13 protein-coding genes are annotated in these 12,655 nt (G+C 73.0%); 6 read left to right on the top strand and 7 right to left on the bottom strand.

Annotated elements, in window-relative coordinates:
• Positions 1–155: 155 nt before the first annotated feature.
• On the bottom strand, positions 156–713 hold the full coding sequence (locus HDA43_RS32900; protein ID WP_312873657.1) for a penicillin acylase family protein: 558 nt from the start codon (positions 711–713) through the stop codon (positions 156–158).
• A gap of 62 nt (positions 714–775) precedes the next feature.
• Positions 776–1,972, bottom strand: coding sequence for an RNA-guided endonuclease InsQ/TnpB family protein (locus tag HDA43_RS32895; RefSeq protein ID WP_179828531.1), 1,197 nt, complete (start codon positions 1,970–1,972; stop codon positions 776–778).
• A gap of 36 nt (positions 1,973–2,008) precedes the next feature.
• Here HDA43_RS32895 and HDA43_RS32890 point away from each other — a divergent pair, with 36 nt between their 5' ends.
• Positions 2,009–2,179: a type II toxin-antitoxin system Phd/YefM family antitoxin gene (locus HDA43_RS32890; RefSeq protein WP_179828530.1), complete on the top strand. Its 171-nt coding sequence runs from the start codon at positions 2,009–2,011 to the stop codon at positions 2,177–2,179.
• 21 nt (positions 2,180–2,200) lie between these two features.
• Here HDA43_RS32890 and HDA43_RS32885 read toward each other — a convergent pair whose 3' ends face one another.
• From HDA43_RS32885 to HDA43_RS32870, 4 genes are read right to left on the bottom strand one after another with little or no spacing between them, the layout of a single operon-like run.
• Complete coding sequence (locus tag HDA43_RS32885) at positions 2,201–2,422, bottom strand: hypothetical protein (protein WP_179828528.1); 222 nt, start codon at positions 2,420–2,422, stop codon at positions 2,201–2,203.
• 14 nt (positions 2,423–2,436) lie between these two features.
• Positions 2,437–4,749 carry an FtsX-like permease family protein gene (locus HDA43_RS32880; protein WP_179828526.1) on the bottom strand — a complete coding sequence of 771 codons (2,313 nt, stop codon included), beginning with the start codon at positions 4,747–4,749 and terminating at the stop codon, positions 2,437–2,439.
• Positions 4,746–5,456 carry an ABC transporter ATP-binding protein gene (locus HDA43_RS32875; protein WP_179828524.1) on the bottom strand — a complete coding sequence of 237 codons (711 nt, stop codon included), beginning with the start codon at positions 5,454–5,456 and terminating at the stop codon, positions 4,746–4,748. Before HDA43_RS32875 ends, HDA43_RS32880 begins: the two co-directional genes overlap by 4 nt.
• Positions 5,453–5,980 (bottom strand): PadR family transcriptional regulator, encoded by a 528-nt coding sequence (locus HDA43_RS32870; protein WP_179828522.1) that lies wholly within the window; start codon positions 5,978–5,980, stop codon positions 5,453–5,455. The genes HDA43_RS32875 and HDA43_RS32870 overlap by 4 nt, the downstream gene beginning before the upstream one ends.
• 138 nt (positions 5,981–6,118) lie before the next feature.
• Here HDA43_RS32870 and HDA43_RS32865 point away from each other — a divergent pair, with 138 nt between their 5' ends.
• The 5 genes from HDA43_RS32865 to HDA43_RS32845 all read left to right on the top strand — a co-directional run bounded on the left by HDA43_RS32865 (position 6,119) and on the right by HDA43_RS32845 (position 11,536).
• Complete coding sequence (locus HDA43_RS32865) at positions 6,119–6,652, top strand: PadR family transcriptional regulator (protein WP_179828520.1); 534 nt, start codon at positions 6,119–6,121, stop codon at positions 6,650–6,652.
• Positions 6,649–7,389 carry an ABC transporter ATP-binding protein gene (locus HDA43_RS32860; protein ID WP_179828518.1) on the top strand — a complete coding sequence of 247 codons (741 nt, stop codon included), beginning with the start codon at positions 6,649–6,651 and terminating at the stop codon, positions 7,387–7,389. Before HDA43_RS32865 ends, HDA43_RS32860 begins: the two co-directional genes overlap by 4 nt.
• A gap of 5 nt (positions 7,390–7,394) precedes the next feature.
• Positions 7,395–9,182, top strand: a complete 1,788-nt coding sequence (locus tag HDA43_RS32855) for an ABC transporter permease (protein WP_179828517.1) — start codon at positions 7,395–7,397, stop codon at positions 9,180–9,182.
• Positions 9,183–9,452: 270 nt separating this feature from the next.
• On the top strand, positions 9,453–10,211 hold the full coding sequence (locus tag HDA43_RS32850; RefSeq protein ID WP_229811600.1) for a DeoR/GlpR family DNA-binding transcription regulator: 759 nt from the start codon (positions 9,453–9,455) through the stop codon (positions 10,209–10,211).
• Between the two features lie 11 nt (positions 10,212–10,222).
• Positions 10,223–11,536: an MFS transporter gene (locus tag HDA43_RS32845; RefSeq protein WP_179828514.1), complete on the top strand. Its 1,314-nt coding sequence runs from the start codon at positions 10,223–10,225 to the stop codon at positions 11,534–11,536.
• A 263-nt stretch (positions 11,537–11,799) separates the two neighbouring features.
• On the opposite strand, the gene HDA43_RS32840 is transcribed toward HDA43_RS32845, so the two are convergent.
• Positions 11,800–12,627 carry a class I SAM-dependent methyltransferase gene (locus HDA43_RS32840; RefSeq protein ID WP_179828513.1) on the bottom strand — a complete coding sequence of 276 codons (828 nt, stop codon included), beginning with the start codon at positions 12,625–12,627 and terminating at the stop codon, positions 11,800–11,802.
• Positions 12,628–12,655: the final 28 nt, after the last annotated feature.

The following is a 12,655-nucleotide window of genomic DNA, read 5'->3' as shown; positions in this document are numbered from 1 at the left end:
TCACCGGCTCGCGCAGGTCGAGGAGCCGGACCCGGTCGGACCTCGTGCCGGCCAGCACCACCGATCCGGCGTCGTGGCCGTGCCGGACGGCTCCCCCGGGGGGCCGTCCGGCAGGCGCGTCGGGGCGACGAGGATCGTCCGCGGTGCCCCGGCCTTCAGGCCGGGGGTGAGGCCGACCGCAGCGACGTCGTCGTCAGATGCGGGTACGCCCTGATCTCGGCCTCGGTGAACCGCTCCGTCACCCACCCGCCGCGGGAGAACAGCTCGGTCTGGTCGGCGTGGTGCGGCGAGGCCGCGCCGGCCGACAGCGAGTACGTCAGCACGGTGCGGGTGCGCGGCCCGGCCGGGGTCAGTTCCACGGCCATCATGAAGCTGGAGCCGGTGTCGACGTCCGGATAGCGGCCCGCCTCGCCGAGCGGGCCGCCGGTGCGGATCCGGTCGAAGCAGCCCTCCCCCTCGGTGCAGCCCGGCACCGGGACGTCGCCGTAGCGCTGGGCCTGCCCCGGCGTGAGCGTCAGCGGCAGGTCATTGGCGGTGAAGAACCGCACGGCGTCGGCCAGCGCGCCCTGCACCACCGGGTTGGCGATGTCGAGCTTGAACGATGAGCCGCTTCCCAGGCGGCCGAGGTCGAGCAGGTTCGTCCACACGTCGGTGGCGGTGATGGGGCCGACCCACTCCTTGCCCCGGCAGGCCGGGTCGGGCAGCCTGTCCACGCCGGTGTCGCTCAGTTGACGCGCTCCCCGGCCTGAAGGCCGGAGGTTCAGCCCGTGCCGCGTCATGCGGCGCCTCTGTGGCTTCCTGCTTCACTGGGCTGTGCCACCGCGAGCGGTGGTCTTACCGGCCCTCCACAGGCGTTTCGCCTGTCCGCCCGTCCGGCGGCCAGGATGTTGATCGCCGCATTGACGTCCCGGTCGTGGGCCGCGCCACAGGCGCAGATCCACGACCGGACGTTCAGCGGCATCGACTCTTGCAGAGCGCCGCACTCCGAGCAGAGCTTGGAGGAGGGGAACCACCGGTCGATCCGATGGAAGGTTCGCCCGTACAGCTTCGCCTTGTACTCCAGCATCGCGATGAACTGCGACCAGCCCGCGTCGTGCACGCTTTTGGCCAGCTTGGTGCGCGCCAGTCCCACCACCGCCAGGTCCTCCACATGCACCGCTTGGTTGTCGCGAATGATCTGCGTGGAGAGCTGGTGGTGGAACTCGTGGCGCGTGTCGGTGACCTTCGCGTGCTGGCGGGCGACCTTGCGACGAGCCTTGGCCCGGTTGTTCGAGCCCTTCTCTTTACGCGACAGGGCGCGTTGGAGCTTCTTGAGTTTCTTCTCCGCCCGGCGCAGGAACCGGGGTGAGTCGATCTTCCAGCCTTCCGAGGTCACCGCGAAGTGGGCTAGGCCCAGGTCGATGCCGACCTCGGCATCGGCGGGCGGGAGCGACTGCTCGGCGACCTCGACCACGAAGCTCGCGAAGTACCGTCCGGCCGCGTCTTTGACCACGGTCACGCTGGAGGGTTCGGCGGGCAGGGCGCGGGACCAGCGGACCTCCACATCCCCGATCTTCGGCAGCCGCAGCTTCCCGCCCGGCATGATGGCGAACCTGGCGTTCTTCGTGAACCGGATCGCCTGCCGGTTGTCCTTACGCGACCGGAACCGGGGCGGCGCGGCCTTCGGACCCTTCCGTTTCCCGGCGACCGAGGCGAAGAAGTTTCGGTAGGCGGTGTTCAGATCGGCGAGCGCCTGCTGGAGCACCACGGCGGAGACCTCGCCCAGCCAGGCACGCTCGGGCGTCTTCTTCGCCTCGGTGATGACCCGCTTGGACAGCTCCCCGTCCACGATGTACGGCAGGCCCGCCTCGCGGGCGTCCTGGCGTGCGCGCAGCCCATCGTTGAACACCGTACGGGCGCATCCGAACGCCCGCGCCAGCGCCTCGTGCTGGGCGGCGTCCGGATGAAGCCGGTACTGGTAACGAAGCTGCATGGTACCGATGGTACCATAGGTACTATGACGGAACGTATGAGTGTTCGAGAACTCCGCGACCAGTTGGGGCGCCGGATCGACGTCGCCCACTTCACTGGTGAACCCACCATCGTGGAGCGGCACGGGGAGCCTCGCGCCGTGGTCGTCTCCTACGCCTGGTGGATGGAGCAGCAAGACCAGGAAGGCCAAGGCACGCTCGTGCCCTAACAGGCACTCCCGCGCGGGCCTTCACCCCCGCACCTGAAGGCCGGAGCACTGGCCCGCATTCTGATAGCCGTAGCCGAGGCCGCCGTGGTCTTTCGCCGAGATGTGCGGGATGCCGTACTCGGTGCGTCTGATGTCGGCGCTGTAGCGGCCCCCGGCGGCGCTCACCGGCGCGGGCGCCGCCACGAGGAGGGAGGCGGTCAGCGCGGCGGCGAGCACCGCGGCCGGCCGTCGGACATGTTTCATCATCGACGATGGTCCTATTCGAAGCGGGCGCCCTCGGGCGCGGTCACACGCTTGAGCAGCGGCAGGCCGGCGAGGATCACCAGCAGGGCGGCCAGCAGCCCGCCGCCGACGGTCAGGAAGTAGGCGGGGCCGGGCAGCGCCGCCGGCGCGCTCTTGATCCTCAGCTGGTCGATCAGCGGTTCGGCCACGCCGAGGCCCGCGCCCGCCGCCACCAGGGCGGCCAGCACCACGGGAGCGGCCGTCTCCAGTAGCACCACCTGGGACAGGACCCGGGTCGGCGTGCCGCACAGCCGCAGCAGCGTGAACGGCTGCCTGCGCTCCACCACGCCTCCGGCGACCGCCACCAGCAGGCCGCAGCCCGCCACCAGCAGGGTCAGCGCGACGATGGCCGGCGCCACGCGTTCCACCTGGTCCAGCAGCACCGCGCGGACCTGGGCGACCTCGGCGAGCGTCAGCGGCGTCTCGGCGCTGCCGGAGCGGGCGACGTACGGGGCGAGCAGCGTGCGGATCCGCTCGCGGACGGCCGGGTCGTCCGCGCGGACCAGCACCGCCGCCAGGGACAGGCGAGCCGGGGCGGCCTGGCCGGCGGCTTGATCGGCGGCCGGGCCGGCGGCCGGGCTGGAGGGGTCCACGATCGGCAGGTTGCGGTCGACGGAGAGCATGTTGTCGCTGGTCAGTAGCCGGTTGAAGTCGGCCGTCACCGCGCGGGCGCCCGGGGCGCAGCGGCCGAGCGCCGGGAAGGCGGCCAGGGCGTCGCACGCGACCACGTGCCCGAGCATGAAGTCGGGCCGGCAGCCGGGGCCCGGGGCACACGGCGGGGGCCCGTCGGGCCGGGCCGGCTGCCCGATCCTGCGGTAGATCGGCAGCACGGTGACACCGGGGCGGGAGCGGAGCTCGGCGAGCAGTTCGTCGGCCGTGCCGGGCGGCAGCGGCCGGCCCGGGGCGGCGTCGGCGTACCCGAACGACGTCCGCAGGACCTCGCCCAGCGTGCCGCCGCCCGCCGCCGCCTGCCCCGAGACGACGGCGGGGACGATACCGGCGACGGCCGTGCCGATGAAGACCGCCAGCACGATCCCGTTCACCGACCGGAAGGCCCCCTTCGGGTCGGCCGCCAGCCGCTGCGCGGCCAGCAGCGTCGCCGCGCCGCGGGTGAGGCGGGCGGCCAGCCGCGCGACCAGCATCGTCAGCCACGGCCCGGCCACCATGAGACCGACCATGATCAGCGCCAGGCCGACGTCGAGGAGCAGCGCGTCCGGCTCCCTGTCGCCGCTCGCGAACACCGGGCCGGCGAACAGCCCCAGCCCCGCCAGCAGCGGCAGCACCCGCCACCATCCCGGGGCGGAGGCCCGCACCTTGCGCGCGGCGCCGAGCGGTGTGATCCGTACCCGGCGCAACGACCACAGGGCGGCGCCCGCCGCGGCGAGCGGCACGCCCGCGACCACGGCGGCGTAATGCGTCGGGGTGGGCGCGACCACGTCGGGGAAGAAACGCGAGCCGGTGACGGCGACGCCGGCCAGCGCGGGCCGCACCGCCTGGAAGACCGCGATGCCGGCGAGCGCGCCCAGCAGCGCGCCGAGCGCCGCGTCCACCGAGGCGATCGCGTTGACCTGCCGCGCGGTGGCTCCGGCCAGCCGGATCGCGGCGAAGCGCGCCTCGCGGCGGGCGGCGGCCAGGCGCGTGGCGGTGCCGATGAGGATGATCAGCGGGACGATCAGGCCGACGGCGGCGATGCCGAAGCCGTGCTCGTACAGGGCCATTGTGTCGTCCGCGGCCGGGGCGGTGGCGACGGCGTCCACGGCCACCGTGCCCGCCATGCCGGCCAGCGCGTCAGGACTCTGGCCGACGACGACGACCAGGTCGTCGGGGCCGGACAGCGCCGCCCGCCCGATGAGACCGGCGCGGGCGCCGGGGAAGCGGTCGGCGAGTTGCTCACGCGGCACGGCGTCCATCAGCTCGGCGAGCGCGGGCGAGACGTAGTGGCGCCCCGCCCCGGGCAGCGCGGAAAGACCGGGAACACCCGGGGCGGGCGTCCGCGCGTCGAGGACGGCGACGTCGAGCCGCTTGATCGGACGGCCGGCGTAGTAATCCTGGCGGTGGTTCCACAGCACCGCGCCGGAGGTGGCGCCCAGCGCCCAGCCCGCCGGCGCGGAGCCGGTCGTGCACTCCCAGCACGGCCGGTCCGCGGTGGTCCGGAAGGCGTTGAACAGCGCCACCGTGGACAGCAGCACCGTCACCCCCGCCGCGACGGCGGCGGTGACGAGCACCAGCCGGACGATCGCCTCCCGGCCGCCGCGCAGCGACAGCCGCAGGCCCAGCCACAGCGTCATCGGACGACCTCGCCGGCGTAGGGGTCGGTGACTCTGCCGTCGCGCACCATGACCTCCCGGTCGGCGCAGGCGGCGACGCGGGCGTCATGGGTCACCACGATCACCGTCGTGCCCTCCTGACGGGCCAGGCCGACGAGCAGCTCCATGACCTTCTCCCCGGTGAGCGAGTCGAGCGCGCCGGTGGGCTCGTCCGCGAAGATCACCTTGGGCCGCGTCACCAGCGCCCTGGCGACGGCCACCCTCTGCGTCTGCCCGCCGGACAGCTCGCCGGTGCGCCGTCCGGCCAGGTCCTCCAGCTCCAGCCGCCGCAGCCAGTCGCGCGCCCGCTGGTAGGCCTGCCTGCGCCCGGTCCTGCCGAGCAGCAGCGGCAGGGCGACGTTGTCGGCCGCCGTGAGCTCCGGCACCAGCTGGCCGAACTGGAAGACGAAGCCGAACGCGGTACGGCGCAGCTCCGACCGCCGGGCGTCGCCCAGGGTGTCCAGCCGCCGCCCGCCGAACCAGACCTCGCCCGCGTCGGGGGTGAAGATGCCGGCCAGGCAGTGCAGCAGCGTGGACTTGCCGGAGCCGCTCGGGCCCATGATCGCCAGAACCTCTCCCGACGTCACCGACAGGCTCGCCTCGCGCAGCGCCGGCGTGCGGCCGTAGGAGCGCTCGACGGAACGGGCCTCCAGCAGCGGGCCCGGCAGGGGAAGCGCGTCGATGGTCATGCGCGGCGCACCGTCTCCGCCAGCGCGCCCAGCCGGGCCGTGGTCACGTCGATCCAGCGCAGGTCGGCCTCCAGGTGGAACAGGGCGTGGTCGGCCAGCAGGGCGTCCACGAGCGCGCCGTCGCGTTTGATCTCCGACAGCTCGCGCATGCGCCGCATGTGCGTGGCGCGCTGGACGTCGAGGAAGCGCTGCGCGTCGTGGCCCAGCATCAGCGCCAGCACGACCTTCGTGAACAGCACCGTCTGCAGGAACGGCTCCGCCGCCGCCGGCTCGGCCAGCCACGCCTCCACCTCCTGCCTGCCCAGCGGGGTGATGGCGTAGCGCTTGCGGTCGGGCCCGTCGCCGGGCTCGCTCGGGCCGGCCGCGACCTTGCCGTCCCTGGCCAGGCGGCCGAGCGTCGAATAGACCTGCCCGAAGGGAAGCGGCTTGCCCTTGCCGAAGTAGGTGTCGTAGTCGCGCTTCAGGTCGTATCCGTAGCTGGGCTCACGGTCCAGGAGGCCCAGCAGGGTCAAGGGGACTGTCATGGCGATCAATATATACCGGGGGTATATACGCGGCGCATACCACGACGCGCGGCCCTCACCGGAGGCCAGGGGCCGCCGCGGCGCTTTGACACCTCATATGGCTAACCGCTATCTATTGGCTAACCGTTAGGGGGTGGAATGCAGGACGCGGTGCTGGCGATGCTCGCCAAAGAACCATCACACGGGTACCACCTGCGGGCCCGGCTGCGGCACAGCCTCGGACCGCTGGGCGAGTCGATGAACCCCGGCCAGATCTACGTGACCCTGGCCCGGCTGGAAAAAGCCGGGCTCGTGGTCTGCGAGCGGGCCGACGGCCTGCCCGAGAAGCCCGAACGCAAGGTCTACGCGCTGACACCCGCCGGACAGCAACGGGTCGCCGCCTGGCTGACCGAGATCGGCTGGCCGAAGCCGGACCTGGCGGAGTTCCACCTCAAGCTCGCCACCGCCGCCGCGGCCCGGCTCGCCGACCCGGTCGAACTCATCGCGGCCCAGCGCCGCGAACTGCTGCGCCGCCTGCGCGAGGCGCAGCAGGCGGCGCTGGCCGAGCCGGCGGGATCGGGCGCCGCCCTGCTGCTGGAAGGGGTCATGCTGCGACTGCAGGCGGACCTGCGCTGGCTGGACGCCTGCGAACGCGCCTGGTCCAAGGTCGATCACGAAGCCGAGGGTGCATGAACGTGTCAAGTGCCGCAGTCCGGGCCCGCGGCCTGGTGAAAACGCACGGCCAGGGGCAGAGCCGGGTCCGCGCGGTGGACGAGATCGACCTGGAAGTGCCCCAGGGGCAGACACTGGCGGTCATGGGCCCCAGCGGCTGCGGGAAATCCACCCTGCTGCACCTGCTCGGCGGCCTGGAACGGCCCACCGGCGGAGAGGTGTGGATGGCCGGACGGCGCATCGACGCCCTGAGCGAGCGAGCCCTGGCGCGCATGCGGCGCCGATCGGTCGGATTCGTCTTCCAGGCATTCCACCTCATGGACGAACTGTCGGCCGCCGAGAACGTGGAACTGCCCGCCCTGCTGGCCGGCCGCTCACGCCGCCAGGCCAGACGACGCGCGAACCTCCTGCTGGAACGGGTCGGGCTCGCCGACCGCGCCCGGCACCTGCCGTCACAACTGTCCGGCGGGCAACGCCAGCGGATCGCCGTCGCCCGCGCCCTGGTCAACGACCCCCTCGTCGTCCTGGCCGACGAACCCACCGGCAATCTCGACACCGCGGCGAGCCTCGACATGCTGAGAATCTTCGATGACCTGCGCGCCGCGGGGCAGACCCTCATCATCGTCACGCACGACGAACGGGTCGCGGCCACCGCCGACCGGCTGGTCTCGATGCGCGACGGGATGTTCGTCGACGACACCCGGCTGGCCGGCACCGGCACCGGACGGCTCGGCGGCCTGATCGGGCTGGAGGGCTGAACATCATGGGCTCCACCGTGCTCATCGTGCGCCTGGCACTGGCCGACATGCGCCGGCACAAGATCCAGGCCGCGATGCTCCTGCTCGCCGTGACCGTGGCCACCGCCACGATGACCCTGGGCCTGTCCCTGCGCGGCGTGAGCGACGCGCTGTACGAGCAGACCCGCGCGGCCACCGCCGGACCGGACGTGGTGGCGCTCTCCGGCGAGACGGGCCCCACCGTGACGTCGGCCCTGACCTCGCTGACGGACGACCCCGAAGTGGTCGCCCACCACGGCCCCTACCGCATCGTCTACGCCGACCTCACCACACGCGACTCCATCTCCTCCCCGGTGGTGGTGCAGGGCTTCGCCGAGACACCCGGCACGCTCAACCGGCCCCTGGTGACCTCGGGCCACTGGGTACGCCCCGGCGGCACGGTCCTCGAACGCGGCTTCGCCACCGCCCTGGGCGCCGGCGTCGGCGACCACGTCACCATCGCCGGCCGGTCCTACCCCGTCGTCGGAATCGCCGTCACCGCCGCCACCTCCATCTACCCCTGGGCGGCACAGATCGGCCCGTACGGCGGACCCAGCGACTACACCGGCCTGGCCTGGATGACCCGATCGGACGCCCGCGCACTGGCGGCGTCCCGGGACCTCCCGGTGACCACGGCCCTGGACCTCAAGCTGCGCGACCCCGGCGGGACCGAGGCATTCCTGGCCGCCCACCACGGCCTCACCCTCAGGGTGAGCCTCCACACCTGGCGGTTCACGGCCGAGCAGGACATGGTCATCCTCAGGGACACCCAGCCGATCCTGGTCGTCGGCAGCTGGCTGCTCGGCTTCCTGGCCATCACCGGAGTGGCGGCGCTGGCCGCCGGACGCGCCATCGAGCGGACACGCCGGGCCGGACTGCTCAAGGCCGTCGGCGCCACCCCGAGTCTGATCGCCACCGTCCTGCTCACCGAGTATCTGGCGCTGGCGCTGATCGGTGACGCGCTGGGGCTGGTGATCGCCCGCCTGACCCTGCCCGCCGTCGCCAGCCCCACCGCCAGCCGGATCGGCACCGCCGAGCTGACCGGCGCCACCGTCGCCGCGGCGACCGTTCTCGCCATGGCGGTGGCGGTGCTGTCCACACTGCGTCCCACACTGCGGGCCATGCGCACGGCGACCGTCACGGCGCTGACCGCCACCGCGCACCAGCCCCGTCACCGCCCCCGGCTCACCGCGCTGTCCGCACTACTGCCCACACCGCTACTGCTCGGGCTGCGGCTGACCGCCCGCCGGCCGGGCCGCGCCGTACTGCAGGCATGCTCCACCGCCACCACGGTGATCGCGATCGTCGCCCTGCTGACCCTCCACGCCCAGCCGGAGAGAGGCTACGGACTGGACGGCTCCTCCGCCCTGCCCAACCTGCGGGGCGAGCACGACCGCGGACTGATGCTCGCCGTCACCGTCCTGCTCATCGCACTCGCCGTCGTGAACACCCTCACGTTCACCTGGACCACCGCCATGGAGGCCCGGGCGAGCATGGCCGTCGCCCGCACGCTCGGCGCCACCCCGGGACAGATCTCCGCGGGACTGTCCGCCGCCCAGCTCCTGCCCGCGCTGCCCGGCGCCGTCATCGGCGTCCCCCTGGGCGCCGGCCTGCTCTCGCTCTTCGCCGCCCCCAACGCCGTGGAACCCCCCTCCTCCTGGCTGCTCGCCGCCGCGCTCGCGACCGTCCTGACGACGGCCGCGCTCACCGCCCTGCCCGCACGACTGGCGGCCCGCGTGCCCGTGGCACAGACCCTCAGCGCCGAAACGGCCTGACCGGCCCGGTACGGCGGACACCGGCGGCCCCGGAGGGTGCGGCCGGACACCGGCGGCCCCGGAGGGTGCGGCCGGACACCGGCGGTCCCGGGGTGCGCGGCCGGCGGCGAGCGGCCAAGCCCGGGCTGAACGACGACGATGGGGCGGTTCCCCGGGCACGGGGACGCCAGGAGAGGAGTCCTTCCCAGAACCCGCCCTCCCCGGCCCGCCGGGTGGCCGGGCTCACCCGGCGGCTTGCCAACCGAACATTCAACATGTTCAAATGAACTCGTGGAGAGTTCAGATCGCCTGCGCGCCATCATGTCCGAACTGCGCGCCAAGGACAGCGTCTCAGTGGCCGAACTGGCCGTCGCCCACGCGGTCTCAGAAATGACGATCCGCCGCGACCTCGACGAACTCGCCCAGCAAGGAGTCGTCAGACGCGTCCGCGGCGGCGCCATCAGCCTCCTGCTACGCGGCGAGGAACCCCCCTTCGGCGTACGCGAACGCGAGGCGACCGACATCAAACGCCGCATCGCCGCCGAAGTCGCCACCCTGCTCGCCGACGGCGAGGCCGTCCTGCTCGACGGCGGCACCACCACCCTGGAAGTCGCCCGCGCGATCCGCGACCGCCGCCTGACCGTCCTGCCCCTCTCTCTGCAATCCGCCGACGAACTCGCCACCGCACCCCGCATCCGCCTCGTCCTCCCCGGCGGCGAGGTACGGCCCGGCGAACTCAACTTCTCCGGCCCCCTCACCGAGACCTCCATCCGATCCCTGCGCTTCGACACCGCGATCATCGGCTGCTGCGGCCTGTCCGCCGAACACGGCCTGACCGCCCACGACCTGTCCGACGTCGCCGTCAAACGAGCCGCCATCGACTCCACCCGACGCGTCATCGTCGCCACCGACTCCGGCAAGTTCACCCGCACCGCCTTCGGCGCCGTCTGCCCCCTCGACCGCCTCGACATCGTCATCACCGACACCGCCATCCCCCCGGGCGAACACGACGCCCTCACCGCCGCCGGCGTCACCGTCCGCACCGTCTGACCGGAGCGCCCATGCACGTCACCACCCCCGACCGAACGGTCCTCACCCGCGCCCGCATCGCGGTCTACCTGCTCTTCACGCTGGCGGGCATCGCCATCGGCACCTGGACGGCACGCATCCCCTCCATCAAGGAAGGACTCGACCTCAGCGACGGCCGCCTCAGCCTCGGACTCCTCGGCATCGCGGCCGGGGCCATCACCGGCATGCAGGTGGTGGGCCGCCTCATCGACCGCCACGGCAGCACCACCGTCATGATCCCCATGGCCTTCGCCCAGGGCATCGTCCTCATCCTGCCCGCCCACGCCCCCGGCCTCACCGCGCTCGCCGCGACGCTGTTCGCCTTCGGCCTGGTCCACGGCACCCTCGACGTGGCAATGAACGCCAACGCCGTCGAGGTCGAACGAGCCGCGAACCGCCCCCTCATGTCGTCCTTCCACGCGGCGTTCAGCATCGGCGGCTTCCTCGGCGCCACCACCGGCGGCCTGCTCGCCCAGACCGGGCTCACCCCCGCCGCCACCTTCACCACCACCGCCGCAGTCCTCACCCTCATGGCACTGTGGGCCGCCCGCTGGGCCCTCCCCCGCTCCGCCGCACCTCCCGGACACCCCGCCGAACCCGCACCCACCGGGCTCCCCGAAACCACCGGCCCCGCCGCGCGGACCACCCCGGAAACCACCACCGCCACCACCACGACCACCACGGAAACCACCCCGGCGACCGCCGCGGGAGCCGCCCCGGGAAGCGGCGGGAGCAACACCCCCGCGAAAGGCGCCGCCCACGGCGTGTTCACCCTGGGCGTACTCGCCATCTGCTGCATGATCGGAGAAGGCGCCGCCGCCGACTGGAGCTCCGTCTACCTCCGCGACAGCCTCGGCAGCTCGGCAGGATTCGCCGCGGCCGCCTACGCCGCCTTCTCCGTCATGATGACCGCCGGCCGCCTCGCCGGAGACCGGCTGGCCGCCCGGTTCGGCGCGGTGACGCTGGTACGCGGCTGCGGCACGCTCGCCGCGGCCGGACTCGGCGCCGGCCTGCTGGCCGGCAACCAGATCATCGCGGTCCTCGGGTTCGCCTGCTTCGGCGCGGGCCTGTCGTGCATCATCCCCCAGCTGTTCTCCGCCGCCGGCCGCCGCGACCCCGCCCGCGCCGGCCAGGCCCTCGCCCGGGTGGCCGGCCTGGGATACGCGGGCTTCCTGGCCGGCCCCATCCTGATCGGCGGGCTCGCCGAAGTCGTCGGCCTTCCTCTCGCGCTGGCCGTTCCCGCCCTGCTCGCTGGTTCTGTTGCTTTGGGCGCTGTTCTTCTTCGAACGGTGCCCTTCACAAAGTAGATCATTTATCTCGTGGTCGCCCCCAACGGCGGCGCCGCCGACCGTCCGCTCTGACTCCACAGCCGCTCGCCCAGTCGCAGGTCAAGGCGCAGGCCGGGGCCGAGGTGTCCGGCGCGGCGGCCCGTCCGGCGACCGAGGGCGAGCGGCTCCGCCCCCGGGAGACGATGACCGGGACTTGGCCCCGCCACATCGGTTACCGGCGAGAGGCGTCACGGCGGATCCCGATCGTGGCCATCGAGCGGGCGGCGACCTGACGGGTGGACTCAGCGGGCGCCGGCACGTACGGCGGTCGCGGCCAGGGTGGTGTAGTTCATCGTGAAGCGTCCGCCCAGGGAGTCGATGGCCTCCCCGACCGCGCCCAGTATCCCGGCCAGCTGATCGGGACGGAGCCGGGTGAGGCCGCCGGTGGTGGGCAGCAGGTCCAGCCACTGGTCGCGCGTGTAGGACCGCTCCCAGTCGAACCGCCACTGTTCTGGATCGTGGAACTGCTCGGTCTCGCGGATCTGGTCGGCGAACTTCGCGTACGCCGCCCGGTAGAGGCCGAGCGGACGCCGGGCCGGTTGACCGTTGAGCGGGGAGTCGGGCGCCGCCCGCCGGTAGGCGGCGGCGAACGGTTCGGCCACCTCGGCAGGCGGCTCGTACACGTGCCCGAAGATCGCCAGCCGTCCCCCTGGACGCAGCACACGTGCCGCCTTCGCGGCACCGGCGACCGGATCCACCCAGTGCCACGACTGGGCCGCGATGACCGCGTCGAACGTCCGGCCGGCCGGCCGCCAGGCTTCGAAGGTCGCCACCTCGACCCGCAGGCCACGGGCTCGCGCGAAGTCGGCCATCCGCGCATCGGGCTCGACGCCGAGCACGGCGCAGCCGGCGGCCTGGAACCGGCGGGCGGCGATGCCGGTGCCGCAGCCGACGTCGAGCACGTCAGGCCCGGGGCTCCCGGCGACGATCCGCGCCACCAACGCATCGGGGTAGCCGGGACGGGCCTGGTCGTAGCGTTGTGCGTCCACGCCGAACGACTCGGCCATCTGCCGGGCCTTTCGTGGCTCGGCCAGGGGCGGTTCCGGTTGTTCTCGCGGTAGTATGGGCATGCGCCCACTTTAGTGGGCGCATGCCCAC

It is taken from the genome of Streptosporangium sandarakinum (assembly GCF_013409935.1).
Taxonomy (GTDB): domain Bacteria; phylum Actinomycetota; class Actinomycetes; order Streptosporangiales; family Streptosporangiaceae; genus Streptosporangium; species Streptosporangium nondiastaticum.
The sequence above is the reverse complement of the archived record's forward strand: the minus strand, read 5'-3'. Positions and strand labels throughout refer to the sequence as shown.

Excerpts from the sequence above, each read along its gene's own strand:
- HDA43_RS32895 (WP_179828531.1), bottom strand. The coding sequence starts at position 1,972 with ATGCAGCTTCGTTACCAGTACCGGCTTCATCCGGACGCCGCCCAGCAC.
- HDA43_RS32890 (WP_179828530.1), top strand. The coding sequence starts at position 2,009 with ATGAGTGTTCGAGAACTCCGCGACCAGTTGGGGCGCCGGATCGACGTC.
- HDA43_RS32885 (WP_179828528.1), bottom strand. The coding sequence starts at position 2,422 with ATGAAACATGTCCGACGGCCGGCCGCGGTGCTCGCCGCCGCGCTGACC.
- HDA43_RS32880 (WP_179828526.1), bottom strand. The coding sequence starts at position 4,749 with ATGACGCTGTGGCTGGGCCTGCGGCTGTCGCTGCGCGGCGGCCGGGAG.
- HDA43_RS32875 (WP_179828524.1), bottom strand. The coding sequence starts at position 5,456 with ATGACCATCGACGCGCTTCCCCTGCCGGGCCCGCTGCTGGAGGCCCGT.
- HDA43_RS32870 (WP_179828522.1), bottom strand. The coding sequence starts at position 5,980 with ATGACAGTCCCCTTGACCCTGCTGGGCCTCCTGGACCGTGAGCCCAGC.
- HDA43_RS32865 (WP_179828520.1), top strand. The coding sequence starts at position 6,119 with ATGCAGGACGCGGTGCTGGCGATGCTCGCCAAAGAACCATCACACGGG.
- HDA43_RS32860 (WP_179828518.1), top strand. The coding sequence starts at position 6,649 with ATGAACGTGTCAAGTGCCGCAGTCCGGGCCCGCGGCCTGGTGAAAACG.
- HDA43_RS32855 (WP_179828517.1), top strand. The coding sequence starts at position 7,395 with ATGGGCTCCACCGTGCTCATCGTGCGCCTGGCACTGGCCGACATGCGC.
- HDA43_RS32845 (WP_179828514.1), top strand. The coding sequence starts at position 10,223 with ATGCACGTCACCACCCCCGACCGAACGGTCCTCACCCGCGCCCGCATC.
- HDA43_RS32840 (WP_179828513.1), bottom strand. The coding sequence starts at position 12,627 with ATGCCCATACTACCGCGAGAACAACCGGAACCGCCCCTGGCCGAGCCA.